This window comes from Tsukamurella sp. PLM1, assembly GCF_023168325.1.
Lineage (GTDB): Bacteria > Actinomycetota > Actinomycetes > Mycobacteriales > Mycobacteriaceae > Tsukamurella.
In genome coordinates this window covers 2,703,653-2,720,773 of record NZ_AP025688.1, presented here as the reverse complement: position 1 = coordinate 2,720,773, position 17,121 = coordinate 2,703,653, and the positions used below count along the sequence as shown (strand labels likewise).

The 17,121-nt window shown below is 72.9% G+C and carries 11 protein-coding genes and 4 pseudogenes; 11 read left to right on the top strand and 4 right to left on the bottom strand.

What is annotated here, in order from left to right; all coding sequences use genetic code 11:
• Window positions 1–24: 24 nt before the first annotated feature.
• Window positions 25–1,113, bottom strand: coding sequence for a polyprenyl synthetase family protein (locus MTP03_RS14000; protein WP_248488797.1), 1,089 nt, complete (start codon window positions 1,111–1,113; stop codon window positions 25–27).
• A gap of 84 nt (window positions 1,114–1,197) precedes the next feature.
• Here MTP03_RS14000 and MTP03_RS13995 point away from each other — a divergent pair, with 84 nt between their 5' ends.
• Window positions 1,198–2,070: a methylenetetrahydrofolate reductase gene (locus tag MTP03_RS13995; RefSeq protein WP_248492181.1), complete on the top strand. Its 873-nt coding sequence runs from the start codon at window positions 1,198–1,200 to the stop codon at window positions 2,068–2,070.
• On the opposite strand, the gene MTP03_RS13990 is transcribed toward MTP03_RS13995, so the two are convergent.
• The 3 genes from MTP03_RS13990 to MTP03_RS13980 are packed head-to-tail and all read right to left on the bottom strand — an operon-like array spanning window position 2,067 to window position 4,947.
• The gene (locus MTP03_RS13990) at window positions 2,067–2,753 is read right to left on the bottom strand and encodes a hypothetical protein (protein WP_248488796.1); all 687 of its coding nucleotides are present in this window, start codon (window positions 2,751–2,753) and stop codon (window positions 2,067–2,069) included. The two genes, MTP03_RS13995 and MTP03_RS13990, sit on opposite strands and share 4 nt — an antisense overlap.
• A 20-nt stretch (window positions 2,754–2,773) precedes the next feature.
• Window positions 2,774–4,357, bottom strand: a complete 1,584-nt coding sequence (locus tag MTP03_RS13985) for an NAD(P)/FAD-dependent oxidoreductase (protein ID WP_248488795.1) — start codon at window positions 4,355–4,357, stop codon at window positions 2,774–2,776.
• Window positions 4,354–4,947, bottom strand: coding sequence for an N-acetyltransferase (locus tag MTP03_RS13980; protein ID WP_248488794.1), 594 nt, complete (start codon window positions 4,945–4,947; stop codon window positions 4,354–4,356). The genes MTP03_RS13985 and MTP03_RS13980 overlap by 4 nt, the downstream gene beginning before the upstream one ends.
• Before the next feature lie 230 nt (window positions 4,948–5,177).
• On the opposite strand from MTP03_RS13980, the gene MTP03_RS13975 reads away from it, so the two are divergent.
• From MTP03_RS13975 to murD, 10 genes and pseudogenes are all read left to right on the top strand, one after another.
• A complete protein-coding gene (locus MTP03_RS13975) occupies window positions 5,178–5,591 on the top strand; it encodes an SAV_6107 family HEPN domain-containing protein (protein WP_248488793.1) in 414 nt (137 codons plus the stop codon).
• Between the two features lie 106 nt (window positions 5,592–5,697).
• Window positions 5,698–6,116, top strand: a pseudogene (locus MTP03_RS13970) (DUF3040 domain-containing protein).
• Window positions 6,117–6,826: 710 nt separating this feature from the next.
• On the top strand, window positions 6,827–7,258 hold the full coding sequence (gene mraZ, locus MTP03_RS13965; protein ID WP_126197196.1) for a division/cell wall cluster transcriptional repressor MraZ: 432 nt from the start codon (window positions 6,827–6,829) through the stop codon (window positions 7,256–7,258).
• Window positions 7,259–7,430: 172 nt separating this feature from the next.
• A pseudogene (gene rsmH / locus MTP03_RS13960) lies at window positions 7,431–8,437 on the top strand (16S rRNA (cytosine(1402)-N(4))-methyltransferase RsmH).
• Complete coding sequence (locus tag MTP03_RS13955) at window positions 8,434–9,306, top strand: hypothetical protein (RefSeq protein ID WP_248488791.1); 873 nt, start codon at window positions 8,434–8,436, stop codon at window positions 9,304–9,306. Before rsmH ends, MTP03_RS13955 begins: the two are co-directional and overlap by 4 nt.
• Before the next feature lie 161 nt (window positions 9,307–9,467).
• The gene (locus tag MTP03_RS13950) at window positions 9,468–11,282 is read left to right on the top strand and encodes a penicillin-binding protein 2 (protein ID WP_248492180.1); all 1,815 of its coding nucleotides are present in this window, start codon (window positions 9,468–9,470) and stop codon (window positions 11,280–11,282) included.
• A 24-nt stretch (window positions 11,283–11,306) separates the two neighbouring features.
• Window positions 11,307–12,860, top strand: coding sequence for a UDP-N-acetylmuramoyl-L-alanyl-D-glutamate--2,6-diaminopimelate ligase (locus MTP03_RS13945; protein WP_248488790.1), 1,554 nt, complete (start codon window positions 11,307–11,309; stop codon window positions 12,858–12,860).
• A pseudogene (gene murF / locus MTP03_RS13940) lies at window positions 12,857–14,385 on the top strand (UDP-N-acetylmuramoyl-tripeptide--D-alanyl-D-alanine ligase). Before MTP03_RS13945 ends, murF begins: the two are co-directional and overlap by 4 nt.
• On the top strand, window positions 14,382–15,461 hold the full coding sequence (mraY, locus tag MTP03_RS13935) for a phospho-N-acetylmuramoyl-pentapeptide-transferase (protein WP_248488789.1): 1,080 nt from the start codon (window positions 14,382–14,384) through the stop codon (window positions 15,459–15,461). The pseudogene murF and the gene mraY overlap by 4 nt, the downstream one beginning before the upstream one ends.
• Window positions 15,461–16,874, top strand: a pseudogene (gene murD / locus MTP03_RS13930) (UDP-N-acetylmuramoyl-L-alanine--D-glutamate ligase); the annotation flags it as partial. The gene mraY and the pseudogene murD, both read left to right, overlap by 1 nt.
• Window positions 16,875–17,121: the final 247 nt, after the last annotated feature.

Below are 17,121 nucleotides of genomic sequence, written 5' to 3'. Positions count from 1 at the left end.
TTTGCCTAACTCTGGATCGGAAGGTTACGCCGCCCGGTCCACCAGGACCGCGGCGAGCCGGGCCAGGACGGGCCGCGCACCGTCGTCGATCGGGGCCCGCACGATCGCGGACGTGGCGCGCGCGGTCAGCTCCTCGACCCGCGCCTGCATGGCCGACGGTGCCCCCGTCTCCCGCAGGGCGGCGCGGGCGCGTGCGACACCGTCGTCGTCGAGGTCGGTGCCCACGAGCGAGCGCAGTTCGGTCGCGGCGGCGCCGCCCGTCGCGAGGGCGTGCGCGAGCATCGGCGTGTGCTTGCCGGATCGCAGGTCGTCGCCCGACGGCTTGCCGGTGACCTCGGGGTCGCCGAACGCGCCGAGCAGGTCGTCGCGCAGTTGGAAGGCCACGCCCAGATCGACGCCGATCGCGCGCAGCGCGGCGATCGCCTCGTCCGACGCGCCCGCCAGCGCCGCGCCCACGTGCAGCGGGCGCTCCACGGTGTAGCCGGCGGTCTTGAACCGGACCACGCGCTCCGCGGCCGCCTCCGACTCGTCGCGCGCGGCCTCGCTCACGATGTCCAGCAGCTGGCCGCCGAGGACCTCGGTGCGCATCGCGGCCCATGCGCGGGCGGCGCGCAGGTAGCGCTCGGGTTCCAGGCCGGCGCCGAGGAACATGTCGTCCGCCCAGGCCAGCGCCAGGTCGCCGAGCAGGATCGCGGTCGCCTCGCCGAACCTGTCGGACGACCCCGACCAGCCGCGCTCGGCGTGCAGCTGCGCGAACTCCCGGTGCGTGGTGGGCCGGCCGCGGCGGGTGAACGAGGCGTCGATGATGTCGTCGTGGATCAGGGCGCACGCCTGGACGAACTCCAGCGACGCGCAGGCCCGCAACGCGGCCGCGGCCACGGCGCCGTCGGCCTCCCCGCCGCCCGCCAGCCACCCCGTCCAGGCGAAGGCCGGCCGAATACGCTTACCGCCGAGCAAAACGAACCGCTCCAACCCGGCGGTGGCTTCGGCGAACACCGGACCGACGGGTTCGACCAGGTCACGGCGCTCGGCGAGGAAGGTTTCGAGGGCCGGCTGCACGGCCGCCGCGATGTCGGCGAGGGCGGTATCGGGCGGGGCGACGGGCAGCGTCATACCGGCAAACCTATTCTGAGAAGCGTGACTGACCAAAGCCGGACCGTACTCGATCGCCTCGACGCCGTGCGCGCGAGCGGGCGAATGCCGTTCTCGGTGGAGTTCATGCCCCCGCGCGACGAAGCGGGCGAGGCCCGGCTGTGGCGCGCCGTGCGCACGTTCGAGCGGATGGACCCGGCGTTCGTGTCCATGACCTATGGCGCGGGCGGGTCCACCCGCGACCGCACGGTGCGCGTGACCGGCGAGATCGCCGAGACCACCACGCTGCTCCCGGTCGCGCACCTGACGGCCGTGAACCACAGCGTCGCCGAGCTGCGCGCGCTGATGGGCGCGTACGCCGACCGCGACGTGCGCAACGTGCTCGTGCTGCGCGGCGACCCGCCGGGCGACCCGCTGGGCGACTGGGTGCGCCACCCCGAGGGCGTCGAGTACGCCAGCGAGGTCGTCGAGCTGGTGCGCGAGCTGGGCGATTTCCACGTGGGCGTCGCGGCGTTCCCGGAGGGGCACCACCGCTCGCCGGACCTGGCGCACGACGTGCGGTACTTCGCGGACAAGCTGCGCTCGGGCGCCGATTACTCGATCACGCAGATGTTCTTCGACGTGGACGACTACCTGCGGCTGCGTGACGCCGTGATCGCGGAGGACCCCGAGCAGGGGGCGAAGCCGCTGATCCCGGGCATCATGCCGATCACGTCGCTGAAGTCGGTCTCGCGCATGGCCGAGCTGTCGAACGCGAAGATCCCGGATGCGATGCGCGCCGAGCTGCGCGCCGCCGCGGGCGACGGGCCCGAGGAGGACCGCGCCGCCGTGCGCGCCGTCGGCATCGAGATCGCCTCGCGGATGGGGGAGCGGCTCATCGCCGAGGGCGCGCCGGCCCTGCACTTCTGCACGCTCAACTTCGCCAAGGCCACCTCCGAGGTGCTCGAGAACCTCGGGATGCTGCCGGTCGGCGTCTAGCGGCCCAGCTTCTCCCGCAGCCACTGCGGGAGCTCGATGAGCGACTCGGGCTCGGCGGTTTCCTGGCCGGGCTTGGGGCTGCGGTCGCGGCGCACGTACGCGATCGACGCCACGACGCCGGCGGTGAGGAACGCGACCAGCGCCGTGATCCACGCCCAGCGGGTGAACGACGCGATCGACGGGTCCGCGTAGTCGGCCTCGGCGGTGAGCGCCGCGGAGGTGCCCGCGTTCAGCGTCCACGTCACCAGGTCGTCGCTCTCCTGCTGCCCGTTGGTCGCCGTGACCGGACCGGGGAACTGCAACGACACCACGATCAGCGCCGAGTTCGGCGCCAGCGGCGCGAGATCGGCCGTGCCCGAGAGGATCACCGTGCCGCCGGTGCGCTGCACCCGCATCTTGATCGACGCCGCCGACGTGTCGAACGCCTGCGAGACGACCTCGCCGAGCTGGTTGAACTGGCCGAACGTGATGGTGGTGAACACCATCTGCGTGCCGACCTTGCCGTTCGAGTCGTACGCCCGGACCTCCGCGAGCCCGCTCAACTCGCCGGGTGCCGCGATCTGCGGCCCCTTCGGGTCGGACGTGGGCGTCTGCGCGGCCACGATCTTGCCGGACATGCGGTCGCCGGGGCCGGGGCTCGCGCACGCCGCGAGCCCCGCCGTCAGCAGCAGGACCCCGAGCATCGCGAACATCCTTCGGAGAATCACAAGCGCCATCGTGCCAGGTGTCCCAGGTCGCGGGCGAGCAGCCGCGCCGCGATCCGCCCACTCGAGCCGTTCACGCCGCCGCCCGGATGCATCGAGGCGCCCGCCAGCGCGAGCCCGGGAGCGTCCGGGACCCGGCCGCCGGCCAGCTCCGGGAGCGGCCGGAACAGCAGCATGTCGTGCAGCGCCATCTCGACGTGCATCACGTTGCCGCCGAGCAGCCCGAGCTCCGACTCCAGGGTCGCCGGCGTCTGCACGTGCCGGTGCTCGACGGTCTCCGCGAAGCCCGGCGCCCACCGCCCCGTCTCCGCGACGATCCGGTCGGCCTCCGCTTCCGCGACGGCAGCCCAGTCGCGCCGCGCGCCCGCGCCGCCGAGCGCGTACGGGTACCACTGCGCCCACAGCGTGGTGTTGTGCCTGCCCGCCGGCGCGATCGACGGGTCCAGGCCCGAGAACGTCATGGCCAGGACCGCCGGCCGACGGGGCGCGTCCCCGGCAAGCATGTCGCCCCGCGCGCGGTGCAGGTGCCCGCGGTCGGCCACGAGCAGGCCGAGGCCGGCCTGGTCGGCGAGCGGGACGCCGTCGAACCGTGGCGGCTCCGTCGTGCCGAGCCGCAGCACCATGCCGACTCCGGGCCCGATCTGGATGGTGCGGCGCCACCGGCCGATCCGCGCGCCGTCGTAGCCGCCGCGCTCCAGCAGGCCGAGGGTGGTCAGGACGTGGCAGCCCGCGAGCACGGTCCGGGCGGTGACGGTGCGCGGACCGTCGGGCCCGGCGACGGTGACCTGCCAGGCCCGTCCGGACCGGCGGAGCTCGGTGACGGTGGTTCCGAGCTCGACCGTGCCGCCGTCGGCTCCGAGGCGGCCGAGCAGGGCGGTGGTGAGCGCGCCGCTGCCGCCGACCGCGCGTCCCGGCGGCAGGGTGTGCATCAGGGCGGCGAAGCCGACCATCGGTGCGGTCCCGGGCTCGCTCATCGCGGGACCGGACTGCGCGCCGAACCAGGCGAGTGCGGCCTTGAGCCGCTCGTCGTCGAAGTACTCGTCGAGCAGCTGATCGCCCGAGGCGAGGTACGTGCGGGAGAGCTGCGCGACGCTCGCCCGGCCCTTCGTGGGCCAGAATGCGCGGCCGAGCCGGGCCGGGCTGGGGGAGCCGCCGAACGCCGCCATGGTCGCCCGGGCGCGGGGCGCCCAGTCGCCGACGAACCGACGGTACGCGGTCGCCTCCCGCGCGCCGCACGCCGCGGCGATCGACGCGGCCGTGGCGTCGAGGTCGGCCCGGAAGACGATCGGGGGCGCGGTACCGCCCGGCGGGGTGGGGGCGAACGCCCACGGATCGCAGTCGAGGTAGCGCAGCCCGTGCGCGGCCAGGTCCAGCTCCTCGGCGATACCGGTGTGCCGGAACATCAGGTGCGCGGACGATCCGCGGTCCACGCGATACCCCGGGAACCGTTCGACGGTGCTGACCGCCCCGCCGGGCACGGTGTCGGCCTCGAAGACGGTGACCGAGCGGCCCTGCCGCGCCAGGTACGCGGCGCCGACCAGGGCGTTGTGGCCCGAGCCGACGACCGCGACGTCGACCGTCACAGCGGCAGGCCGCGGCCGAGGACGGCGAACGGGCGCGGGTCGCCCGAGAAGCGGAAATCGCGCAGCACGTCCGAGAACCCGCTGCGCCGGTACAGCTTCCAGGCGCGGTTGGCCTCGGCGGGGACCTCCGGGGTGGACAGCAGCACGCGCGGCTCGGGACGGTCGCGCAGGAGTGCGCCGAGCAGGGCGTGGCCGACGCCGCGGCCCTGGACCGTGGGGTGCACGTGCAGCTCGGTGAGCTCGAAGTAGTCGCCGGCCAGGTCGTCGATGCGGTGCTGGTCCAGGCCGCGCTGCCGCAGGCCGATGCGCAGCTGGCGGTTCCACCACTGGTCGCCGGAGCCGCTGTAGCCGTAGGCGATGCCCACCAGGTGATCGCGCAGCTCCCCGGTCGGCAGCGGCAGCGGCTGCACCGCGCCGAAGGCCGAGTATCCGGGCCGATTCAGGTGCTCTCGCCACATGGGCATGCGGTGCGACTCCGTGCCCGCGGGGTAGTCCATCGCGGCGACGTAGATCTGCAGCGCGGCGGGGAGCCAGAGCGTGGCGTCCTGAGGGGACAGGCGCTGGATCCGCGGTGCTGGTGCCGACGGCATGCGATGAACCCCCTTGACGTGTCGGTGACCCACGCTATATTAGAAGTGATCGAACAGTTATTCGATCACGGGTCATCGGATTGGCGCGCATGTTCTGGCGCCGGATCGTGGTTCGCCGTCCGGCCCGGTCCGGCGGGGCTGGCGCGAAACGAGGGAAGCGTTCCGTGTCAGTCCCGTCCGGTACAACACAGCGGTAGAAGCGGGAAGTCGCGTTGCGGAGGAGGAACGTCATGGTCGAGTCGAAGGCACGGATCGGTCACGTCGGCTCGGGCCGGCGGGTCGGGGAGTCGGGCGCGGCCCGCATCCTCGATCGTGCGGATCAGTTCCTCGCCCGGGCCGGCGGGTCACCCGCCCCGGCGGATCAGTACCGGGACATCTACCACGCCGCCCTGCGCGGCGCGGCCGCGCTGCTCGCGGAGCGTGAGACGGGCGTGCGGCGGCCCACGCGCAACGCGTGGCTGCGGCTCGCCAAGGCCGCGCCCGGCTACGCCGAGTGGGTCGCGTACTTCACCTCGGTCTCGGGTGTGGTCGCCGCACTGGAGACCACGGCGCGCACCGTGACCGCGGAGGACGTGGCGGTGCTGCACTCCCGCGTGCAGACCTTCCTCAATTCGGTCGAGTCGGACCTGAGCCGAGCCGCATAAATCTCACAGTGGGGGCTAATTGTCCGGCGGATGGTGGTCGCGGCGACGCAAGCCTCGTATCATGAAAGGCAGGAGTTGGACCCCACGAGTGCTGAAGGAGGGGAACGTGCCACTCTCCGAGCACGAACAGCGCATGCTCGACCAGATCGAGAGCGCGCTCTATGCGGAGGATCCGAAGTTCGCGTCGAACGTACGCGGAGGCCGGTTCGGCGGCGCTACGGGCAAGCGCCGCGTATTCGCCGCGATCGGCTTCGCGGTCGGATTGATGCTGCTCATTGCTGGAATGTTGCTGGGCAAGGTGGAGTACACCGTCATCGTGGGCATCGCGGGTTTCCTGCTGATGTTCGGGTCGGTCGTCTACGCGCTGTGGTCCGGGCCGAGTGCGAAGGGCCCGCGCGGCACCGTCGGGGACGACGGCGCCGTCCGCGCGTCGTCGGGGAAGAAGGGGGCGCCAAGGGCGCCCGCGCCTCGGGGCAGTCCTTCGTCTCCCGCATGGAGGAGCGCTTCCGCCGCCGCTTCCCGTGAGCTGATACCGCTCGAGAACGCGCATGAGCCGCCGGCCTGATGGTCGGCGGCTTTTTCGTGTCCGCCCTGCGTGAACACGTTGCCCGACGCGGGTTTCGGTCCGGCGAATTCCCCTCGGGGGTGTCCGCTGGCCGATGGCGATCGCGATGGCGATGGCATCGGTGTTCGGCCGGTGTCGCTACCTCCCCGCAGGTTTCGTCGCTCGCGACGGTGACCGCCGCTCGCCCCGGGGATTCGCGCGGCGCCCGGGCAGATCGGCGGGGGCTGGTGATTTCTGCGGGAAGCGGGATCGGCCGGCGGTGCGGACGCTCCGACTGCGTCCCCTGCGTCCCCTGCGTCCACGCTCACTTATCTCCGCGCCGGACTCCCACTTCTCCCACGCCTACCCCCACTTCTCCCCATACTTGATCCCCACTTCTCCCCACGGTCGGCCCGCAATGCGCCGACTCATGTCTCGTACACCTCATTCGTCACGACTGTCGCTGCACTGCGCGGGGGTGACGAAGTCCGCCACGCCGTGGTCGATCGCTTCCCCCACTTCTCTCCACGATGTTGACCTGCTCATATTCTGAGAATCCGCCGCGAAACGCCGCTCGGTGTGGTTGAAAGTGGCGGATGGTGGGGTAATGTGGGGCGCACTGGAGAAAGACGCGCTACGCTGAAGTCTCGATCCAGTGACAACCCCGACGGGGAGGCGGGAGGTGGCCGTGATGTTCACGGGTACCTACACGCCGAAGCTCGACGACAAGGGACGGCTCACCCTCCCCGCGAAGTACCGCGAGGAACTGGCGGGAGGGCTGACGATCACGAAAGGACAGGATCGAAGCCTCACGGTGTACCCGAAGGCGGAGTTCGAGCGCATCGCCGAGAAGGCGGATGCGATCGAGTGGACCGACCCCGCGGGACGCGCCTTCTACCGCAACTTCTTCGCCAGCAGCGACGATCAGCGGCCCGACTCCCAGGGCAGGATCTCGCTCTCGGCCGATCATCGCCGCTACGCGGGCCTCACCAAGGAATGCGTCGTCGTCGGATCGCGGAGGTTCCTGGAGATCTGGGATGCGGAGGCGTGGGACGCCTACCAGGCACAGCACGAAGACGACTACGCGCAGCCGCAGTCCGAATCGCTCAAGGCGATCTTCTAACCGCGCATCCCGCACGGACGAGGTGAACCGAGGCCTGCGCCCGAATCGGCCCTGACGTACTTCCCCAACGCCAGGTACGGGTCGGGCGGGGACCCCGCTTCATTTCCTCCAGAACCACCCACCGCACAAGCCGCACAGCATCGTCGTCATCGAAACGTGTCCTGGAGGAGCCATGCCCGACCCCGGTGAGGACTACGGACACGTCCCGGTCCTGGCGGCCCGGGTGCGCGACCTGCTCGCCCCCGCGCTCGAGCGCGACGGTGCCGTCTACGTCGACGCGACGCTGGGCGCCGGCGGCCATTCCGAGCTGATGCTCCGCAGCTTCCCGAGTGCCCGGGTCATCGGCCTGGACCGCGACCACGACGCCCATGCGATCGCGGGCGAACGGCTGGCGCAGTACGGCGACCGCTTCGTCCCCGTCCACACCCGCTACGACGGGATGGCGGACGCGCTCGACGAACTCGGCATCAGCCGCGCCCGCGGCGGCCGCGGCGCCGACGCGATCCTGTTCGACCTCGGCGTCTCGTCGATGCAGCTGGACCGTGCGGACCGCGGCTTCGCCTACGCGGTCGACGCGCCGCTGGACATGCGGATGAACTCCGACGACTCGCTGACCGCCGCCGACATCCTCAACACCTATTCCCACGGCGACCTCGCGCGGATCCTGCAGCGCTACGGCGACGAGCGGTTCGCAGGCAAGATCGCCTCGGCGGTCGTCAAGGAGCGCGAGAAGGAGCCGTTCACCACCAGCGGGCGGCTCGTCGAACTCCTCTATGCGACCATCCCCGCCCCGGCCCGCCGCACGGGCGGCCATCCGGCCAAGCGCACCTTCCAGGCGCTGCGCATCGAGGTGAACGCCGAACTCGCCTCGCTCGAGGCCGCCGTGCCGCAGGCCCTCGACGCGCTGGCCCCGGGCGGCCGCGTGGTCTTCCTCAGCTACCAGTCGCTGGAGGACCGCATCGTCAAGGCCGCGCTCGCCGAGCGCACCCGCTCGACCACCCCGCCGGGCTCCCGGTCGACCTACCCGGAACCGGCGCGACGTTCGAGTTGCTCACCCGCGGCGCGGAGCGCGCCACCGACGACGAGATCGCCGAGAACCAGCGGGCCGCTCCCGTGCGCATGCGGGCGGCCCGCCGACTCGACACGACCACCGAACCGAGCACGAGGAGCGCGCGATGACCGCACCGAACGCGACCCAGGCACCGTCGACCCCCGACAGCCGGACCCGCCGTGCCCCCGCGCGCCGTGACGACCGCGACACGTCGCGGCCGCGGTCGAGCTCGGCCCAGCGGGCGCTCGAACGCCGCCAGAAGCGGCTGGACCAGCAGCGGGCCGTGCTCGAAGCCGGCGGCACCCTGCGCGAGACCCCCGCCGAGCGAGCGCTGCGCCGGCACCGCGACGGCGCCGTCTCGGCGGGCCTCGTGGCCCGGCTGCCCAAGCCGCGCGCCCTGGTGCGCCGCGTGCCGTTCGTCCTGACTGTGCTGGCCATGGTCGGCGCCGGCCTGGGGCTGACGCTGTGGCTGTCCACCGGCAGCGCCGAGAACTCCTACGCGCTCAGCGAGCGCGAGGCCGTGAACGATTCGCTCGCCGAGAAGAAGGCGGCGCTCGAGCGCGACGTGAAGTCGGGCGAGAGCGCGCCGGGTCTCGCCGAGCGCGCCACCGAGCTGGGGATGGTCCCGGCGGGGACTCTGCCCGTGCTCGTCGGCCACCCCAACGGCAAGGTCACCGTCGTCGGCAAGCCCGGGCCGGCCACCGGGACTCCCAAGCCCGCGCTGAACCCGCCGGCACCGTCGGGTGATCCCAGCGGGGCGACCTCGAACGGATCCGGCACGCCGGTCGCAGGGAATTCCGGGCCCGCGCCGGCCGGCGGGGAACAATTGGTCACCATGAACCCCGGCTCCCCGACAGTCGCGAACGGGCCGACGACCGCGCCCTCGGCCACCCCGTCGTCCGCCGCAGGGCTGTCGTCGTCGCCGTCGCCCGCGGCCACCCCGGCCCCCGCGGCCACCCCGGCCGGCCAGGCGCCCGCCCAGGGGACGCCCCGGTGACCCGCGCCCAGCGCCCGTCCACCCGGTCCCGCCCGGCGGCTCGCGGGGGCACCCGCCCCGTGCAGACAAAGGCCGCGCCGAAGGCCAGGACCGTGCCGAAGGCCGGTCATCAGTCCGCCCGCGCGCGGGTCAAAGGCGGCCGCGTCACCGAGACGCCGGCCATGTTCCAGGGCCGCAGCCGCGTCGGCGGCTGGGTGATCGTCGCGATCTTCGCGGTGATCGCGGTGTGGCTGGGCGTGGTCCAGTTCGTGCAGGCGCCGAGCCTGTCGGCGAAGGCCGCGAGCCAGCGCGAGGTCAAGGAGGTCCTTCCGGCGGTCCGCGGGTCGATCACCGATCGCGCCGGGCAGCCGATCGCCTTCACCATGGAGGCCAAGTCGCTGACCTTCCAGCCGAAGATCGTGCGCAAGACCATCCAGGAGAAGTACGACAAGGACGTCGAGGCGAAGGCCGAGGGCGAGGACGTGACTCCGGTCCCCGTCGACGACCGGCTGCAGGCGATCGCGAAGAAGATCGTCTCCGTCCTCGGCGACGCCGTCTCCGAGGACAAGCTGCTCGAGCAGCTGCGCGGCGACGACTCGTTCGTCTACCTGGCCCGCGGCGTGGACCCGGCCAAGGCGTCCGCGATCACCGACGAGTTCTCCGAGGTCGGAGCCGAACGCCAGTCGATCCGCAACTACCCGGGCGGCTCGCTGGCCGCCAACATCGTCGGCACCACCGGCTGGGACGGCAAAGGCCTGATCGGTCTCGAGTCCTCGCTGGACGCGATCCTCGCGGGAACGGACGGGTCGCAGACCTACGACCGCGGGTCCGACGGGGCCGTCATCCCCGGCAGCACGCGCGACATCCATCCGGCGGTCGACGGTGCCCGAGTGGCCCTGACCCTGGACAACGACGTGCAGTTCTTCGTCCAGCAGGCCGTCTCGGTGGCCAAGCAGAAGTCGAACGCCAAGAGCGTGCAGGCCGTGGTCCTGGACGCCAAGACCGGGCAGGTGCTCGCGATGGGCGCCGACAACACGTTCAACCCGTCGATCGGCGTGTCCAAGAATCCGCCCTCGGCGCGCACCGGGAACCTGCCCGTGACCACCCCGTTCGAGCCCGGCTCGGTGAACAAGCTGATCACCGCCGTCGCCGCGATCGAGAACGCCAAGACGCGTCCCGACGAGGTGCTGCAGGTCCCCGGCCAGATCCGCATGTCCGGCGTCACGGTCAAGGATGCCTGGGCGCACGGCACCGAGCCCTACACCACGACCGGCGTGTTCGGTAAGTCCTCCAACGTGGGCACCCTGATGCTCGCACAGCGCGTCGGCGAGGACGCGTTCGCGGACTACGTCGATCGGTTCGGCCTCGGCCGGGCGACGGGCGTCGGCCTGCCCGGCGAGTCCGGCGGCGAGGTCCCGGCCCGCAACCAGTGGTCGGGCGGCACGTTCGCGAACCTGCCGATCGGGCAGGGCCTGTCGATGACGGTGCTGCAGATGGCGGGCATGTACCAGGCGCTCGCCAACGACGGGGTCCGGATCCCGCCGCGCATCATCAAGGAGGTCGACGGTGCCGCCAACCCCGCGCCCGGCGGCGAGCCGGTGCGGGTGATGAGCTCGGAGACCGCGCGCACGGTACTGGACATGTTCCGCGCCGCGCTGCAGCGCGACCCGATGGGCTATCAGCAGGGCACGGGCGCCCCCGGCGCGGTCGAGGGCTATCAGATCAGCGGGAAGACCGGCACGGCGCAGCAGGTCGATCCGGTGACCCACGCGTACTCGAACTCGCTGTACAACATCACCTTCGCGGGTGTCGCGCCCACGAACGACCCGCGGTTCGTCGTGGGGCTGATGATGGACGCGCCCACGCGCAGCTCGGACGGCTCCGGCGGCCAGTCGGCGGCGCCGCTGTTCCACGACATCTCGTCGTTCCTGCTGCAGAAGTACGGCATCCCGCTCTCGCCGCCCGCCAAGCCGCTGACGCTGGTGGCCGGGAAGTAGTTAACCAACGGGTAGGATTCATCGGTGCCCGAATCGACTCTTCACCGACCCGACCATCCCCGCGGCGCCACGGCGGCCGAGGTCGCCGCGCAGGTCCCGGGCGTTTCCGTCGGCGCGGCCGACGGTGCCGTCCGGCTGACGGGGGCGACGGTGCGGGCGCAGGACGCGCGCCCCGGCGACGTGTTCGTGGCCGCGCCCGGCGCCGCGACCCACGGCGCGAAGTTCGCGGGCGACGCGGTCGCCGCGGGCGCCGTCGCGGTCCTCACCGACGGCCCGGGCGCGGCACTGCTCGCCGACGCCGGCGTCGGCGTTCCCGTCCTGCTGCACGATGACCCGCGGACGGCGGGCGGGCCGGTCGCGGCGGTGGTGTACGGCGCACCGTCGGCGGCGATGACGCTGGTCGGTATCACCGGCACTTCCGGCAAGACCACCACGAGTTTCCTCGTCGAGGCCGCGCTCGCCGCCGCGGGCGGTCCGACGGGGCTGATCGGCACCGTCGGGACGCGGATCGGCGGCGTCGACGTGCCGACCTCGCTGACCACGCCCGAGGGGACCGCGCTGCAGGGGCTGTTCGCGTCGATGGTCGAGCGCGGCGTCACGGCGGCGGTGATGGAGGTCAGCTCCCACGCGCTCGCGCAGAACCGCGTCGGCGGCACCCGGTTCGCGGTGGGCGCGTTCACCAACCTGAGCCAGGACCACCTCGACTACCACCCGACCATGGAGGACTACTTCGCCGCGAAGGCACTCCTGTTCATCGGGCGCGACGCGTGCGAGCGCGCCGTGATCTGCGTGGACGACGAGTGGGGCGTGCGGATGGCGGACCTGCGCCGCGCCGCCGGGTTGCCGCTGGTCACCGTTGCCACCACCGGCCCCGCGGACTGGACCGCCGGCCAGGTCGCCGCGCACTCCGACGGCACCCAGCGCTTCACCCTCAGCGGCCCGGAGGGCCAGAGCTTCTCGGCCGTGGTCGGACTGCCGGGCGCCTACAACGTGGCGAACGCCGCGCTGGCCCTGGTCATCGCCCACGAGGCCGGCGTCCCGCTCGCGGACGCGGTCCGCGGGATCGGCGCGGTCGCGGTGCCCGGCCGCGTGCAGCGAATCGACCGCGGCCAGGACTTCCTGGCCGTCGTGGACTACGCCCACAAGCCCGCCGCGCTGGACGCCGTGATCGCCACGCTCCGGGGCCAGACCGCCGGCCGCATCGCGGTGGTGGTCGGCGCCGGCGGCGACCGGGACCGCGGGAAGCGGCCGCTCATGGGTGAGGCGGCCGCCCGCGCCGCCGAACTGGTGATCGTGACCGACGACAACCCGCGCACCGAGGACCCGGCGGCGATCCGCGCGGCCGTGCTGGCGGGTGCGCGGGCCGTGCCCGCGGGCGGTGAGGTGCGCGAGACCGGCGACCGGCGCGCCGCGATCGTCGAGGCGGTGAACTGGGCCCGCACCGGCGACGTCGTGCTGGTCGCCGGCAAGGGCCACGAGGCCGGCCAGGAGATCCACGGCGTCAAGCACCCGTTCGACGACCGTGACGAGGTCGCCGCCGCGCTGGACGCGCGGCTCGCGGGGGAGGCGCTGGCGTGATCGAACTGACTCTGCGCGAGGTCGCCGAGATCGTCGGCGGAACCCTGCACGACGTCCCCGACCCCGAGGTGAAGGTCACGGGCACCGTCGAATTCGACTCCCGGGACGTGGGCCCCGGCGGCCTGTTCCTCGCGCTGCCCGGCGCCCGCGTGGACGGCCACGAGTTCGCCGCGACCGCGGTTCGGAAGGGAGCCGTCGCCGTGCTCGGCGCACGTCCCGTGGGCGTCCCGGCGATCGTGGTGCCCGTGTCGGGGGAGACCGACAACCGCGTGATGGCGCTGGAGAACGACGCCGACGGCGCCGGGGCCGCGGTGCTGGGCGCCCTCGGCGCCCTCGCCGCGCACTGCACGAAGGCTCTGGCCGCCGGCGGGCTGACCGTCGTGGGCGTCACCGGCTCGGCCGGCAAGACGTCCACCAAGGACCTCATCGCCGCGGTGCTGCGCCCGCTCGGCGAGACCGTCGCGCCGCCCGGCTCGTTCAACAACGAGATCGGCCACCCCTGGACCGCGCTGCGCGCCACGCCGTCCACCCGTTTCCTGGTGCTCGAGATGTCGGCCCGGGGCGAGGGGCACATCGCGGCGCTGGCGAAGGTCGCGCCGCCGCGGATCGGTGTGGAGCTCAACGTCGGTACCGCGCACCTGGGTGAATTCGGTTCGCGCGAGGCCATCGCCCGGGCGAAGGGCGAGCTGGTCGAGGCGCTGCCCGCCGACGGCGTCGCGGTGCTCAACGCGGACGACGGTGCGGTGGCCGCGATGGCCTCGCGGACCGGCGCGCGGGTCGTGTTCTACGGCACCGGGGAAGCCGACGTCGCGGCGCGGGACGTGCGCATCGACGCGCACGCCCGCGCGTCGTTCACCCTGCGTACCCCGGCCGGCGACGCGCCCGTCGCGCTCCGGTGCACGGCGAGCACCAGGTGCACAACGCGCTGGCCGCCGCGGCCGTCGGCCTCGAGTGCGGCGCGACCGTCGCGCAGGTCGCCGACGCACTCTCGTCCGCGGGCGCCGCGTCGCCGCGCCGGATGGACGTGTTCACCACGGCCGACGGGATCACCGTCGTCAACGACACCTACAACGCCAATCCCGACGCGATGCGCGCAGCCCTGCGCAGCCTCGTGCTCATGTCCGAGCACGGCACCGACGGTGCGCGGCTGTCCGGCCGGGAGCGCCGCCGCACGTTCGCAGTGCTCGGTGAGATGGGCGAGCTCGGCGACGAATCGATCGTCGAGCACGACCGGCTCGGCCGGTTCCTGGTGCGCCTCGACATCAGCTCCACGATCTGTGTGGGCACTTCCCGCGCCGTCCACGCCCTGTGGCAGGGCGCCGTGATGGAGGGCTCGTGGGGCAGCGAGGCCGTCCGGGTGGACACCCGCGCCGAGGCCGTCGCGCTGCTCCGCGCCCAGCTGCGCCCGGGCGACCTGGTTTTGGTCAAGGCGTCGAAGTCCGAGAAGATGTGGGAGGTCGCCGAGCAACTCGGTCCGGCGCCTCATGTGGTTGATGATGACGAGAACGGGGAGTCACCGAAGTGATCCAGATCCTGTTCGCGGGCGGCATTTCGCTGGCCGTGGCGATCCTGCTCACGCCCGTGCTGATCCGGGTGTTCTCCCGCCAGGGCTTCGGCCAGGAGATCCGCGTCGAGGGGCCGCAGAGCCACCAGCGCAAGCGCGGCACCCCGTCGATGGGCGGCGTCGCGATCGTCGTGGCGCTGTGGGCGGGTTACCTCGGCGCGCACCTGTTGGGCCTGAACTCGGGTCCCGGCCCCAGCGCGACGGGCCTGCTGGTGCTGGGGCTGGCCACCTCGCTCAGCCTGGTCGGCTTCCTCGACGACTTCATCAAGGTGCGCAAGCAGCGCAACCTGGGCCTGAACAAGACGGCGAAGACGGTCGGCCAGACCATCGCCGCGCTCATCTTCGGCGTGCTCGCGCTCCAGTTCGTCAACGACAACGGCCTGCGCCCGGCGAGCGATCACCTCAGCTACACCCGCGACATCAACGCGATCACCATGGGCGGCATCGTGTTCGTGCTGTTCTGCTGGTTCGTGGTGGCCGCGTGGTCGAACGCCGTGAACTTCACCGACGGGCTCGACGGTCTGGCCGCCGGCTCGATGGCCATGGTCCTGGGCAGCTACGTGCTGATCACTTTCTGGCAGTTCCGCTACGCGTGCGCCACCAAGCCCGTCGCGGGGTGCTACGACGTGCGCGACCCGCTGGACCTGGCGCTGGTCGCCGTGGCCGGCGGTGGCGCGTGCCTCGGCTTCCTGTGGTGGAACGCCGCGCCGGCGAAGATCTTCATGGGCGACACCGGCTCGCTGATGCTCGGCGGCCTCCTCGCCGGCCTGTCGATCACCACCCGCACCGAGCTGCTCGCGATCGTCCTCGGCGCGCTGTTCGTGGCCGAGATGGTCTCCGTGGTCACCCAGATCGCGGTGTTCCGCTCCACCGGCCGCCGCGTGTTCCGGATGGCCCCGTTCCATCACCACTTCGAGCTGTCCGGGTGGGCGGAGACCACGGTGATCATCCGGTTCTGGCTGCTCACGGCCATCGCCTGCGGCCTGGGGCTCGTGCTGTTCTACGCCGAGTTCCTCGGCTCGGGCGCGGTCGGCTGATGCTCCCCGGCCCCGGCACCGATGTCCTCGTCGCCGGTGGCGGCGTCACCGGCCCCGCGGTGGCCCGCGCCCTGCTGCGGCTGGGCGCCACGGTCACCGTCGCCGACGGGAAGCCCGCGGCGCGGGACCGGGTGGCCGCCGAGGTGCCGGGGGTGCGGGTGGTGGATCTCGACGGGCACGACCCGTCGGGCTACGACCTGGTCGTGGTCGCGCCGGGGTTCCGGCCCACAGCGCCGGTCGTCGCGGCCGCCGAGGCCGCGGGGATCGAGGTGATCGGCGACGTCGAGCTGGCGTGGCGGATCGACCGTGCGGGCGCGTTCGGCACGCCCCGCGACTGGCTCGTGATCACCGGCACCAACGGCAAGACCACCACCACCCAGATGCTGGAGTCGATCCTGCTGCACGCCGGCGTGCGCGCCGTGGCCTGCGGCAACATCGGCCGCCCCGTGATCGACGCGCTCGGTGACGACGCCGACCCGCGCGTGCTCGCGGTTGAGCTGTCCTCCTTCCAGCTGCACTGGGCGCCGTCGGTGCGCCCCCGCGCGGGCGTCGTGCTCAACGTGGCCGAGGACCATCTCGACTGGCACGGTTCGATGGCCGCGTACACCGCGGACAAGGCGCGCGCCCTCTCCGGCGACCTGGCGGTCGTCGGCCTCGACGATCCCGTGGCCTCCGGGCTGCAGGGCCGGGTCACCGTCGGGTTCACGACGGGGAGCCGGGCCCGGGAGAGTACGGCGTGCGGGCCGGCGTCCTGGTCGACGGTGCCGGTTCCCCGATCGTGGCCGCCGCGCGCGTGTCGCCGCCCGGGCCGGCGGGCATCGCCGACGGCCTGGCGGCGACGGCCCTCGCGCAGGCCGTGGGCGTGTCGGCCGTGCAGGCCGGCGAGGCCCTCGCCGCGTTCCGGGTGGGGCGCACCGCGCCGAGCCCGTGGCGCAGGTGCGCGGGATCACGTACATCGACGACTCGAAGGCCACGAACCCGCACGCGGCGTTGAACTCGATCGAGGCGCACGAGCGCGTGGTGTGGATCGCGGGCGGCCAGCTCAAGGGCGCCGACGTCGGGCCGTTGATCGAACGCGTGGCCGACCGGCTCACCGGCGCGGTGCTGCTGGGCCTCGACGCGGCGGAGATCGCGGCGGCAATGGCGCGACACGCGCCGGATGTCCCCGTCGTTCGGGTGACTTCGAGCGACGATAGTGCTGTGTCTCCTGTGACTGAAGTTGTTCAAGTGTCCGGCGATGCTGATGCGGTCATGGCTTCCGTCGTCGGCGAGGCCGCGCGGATCGCCGAATCCGCTGCGCGCGACGGTTCCGGGCGCCCCGCGCCGGTCGTGCTGCTCGCGCCGGCAGCCGCCTCGCTCGACATGTTCTCCTCGTACGGACACCGCGGCGACGCCTTCGCCGCGTCCGCGCGCCCCTCGGGACCGCGTCGTGAGCCGCGCCGCGAAGGCCGGCGACGCCGACGCGGACCTCGCCCCCGGCGGGGTGAACGCACCCGAGAGCGCGGAGTTCGACGCGCAGCCACGGGCGCGGGCCGGTCTCACCGGGCTGACGTCGCGCGCACCGGCGCCTCGGTGGTGCGCGACGCCGCGGTCACCGTCGCGGCCGCGCTGCGCCGCCCGCTGGCCTCATTCCACCTGATCCTGGGCCTGACCGCAGTAC

What these genes read in the sequence shown, in the direction of transcription:
- MTP03_RS13950 (WP_248492180.1), top strand. Translation starts at nt 9,468, where the DNA reads ATGTTCCAGGGCCGCAGCCGCGTCGGCGGCTGGGTGATCGTCGCGATC.
- MTP03_RS13995 (WP_248492181.1), top strand. Translation starts at nt 1,198, where the DNA reads ATGCCGTTCTCGGTGGAGTTCATGCCCCCGCGCGACGAAGCGGGCGAG.
- MTP03_RS13990 (WP_248488796.1), bottom strand. Translation starts at nt 2,753, where the DNA reads ATGCTCGGGGTCCTGCTGCTGACGGCGGGGCTCGCGGCGTGCGCGAGC.
- MTP03_RS13975 (WP_248488793.1), top strand. Translation starts at nt 5,178, where the DNA reads ATGGTCGAGTCGAAGGCACGGATCGGTCACGTCGGCTCGGGCCGGCGG.
- MTP03_RS13955 (WP_248488791.1), top strand. Translation starts at nt 8,434, where the DNA reads ATGACCGCACCGAACGCGACCCAGGCACCGTCGACCCCCGACAGCCGG.
- MTP03_RS13980 (WP_248488794.1), bottom strand. Translation starts at nt 4,947, where the DNA reads ATGCCGTCGGCACCAGCACCGCGGATCCAGCGCCTGTCCCCTCAGGAC.
- mraZ (WP_126197196.1), top strand. Translation starts at nt 6,827, where the DNA reads ATGTTCACGGGTACCTACACGCCGAAGCTCGACGACAAGGGACGGCTC.
- MTP03_RS14000 (WP_248488797.1), bottom strand. Translation starts at nt 1,113, where the DNA reads ATGACGCTGCCCGTCGCCCCGCCCGATACCGCCCTCGCCGACATCGCG.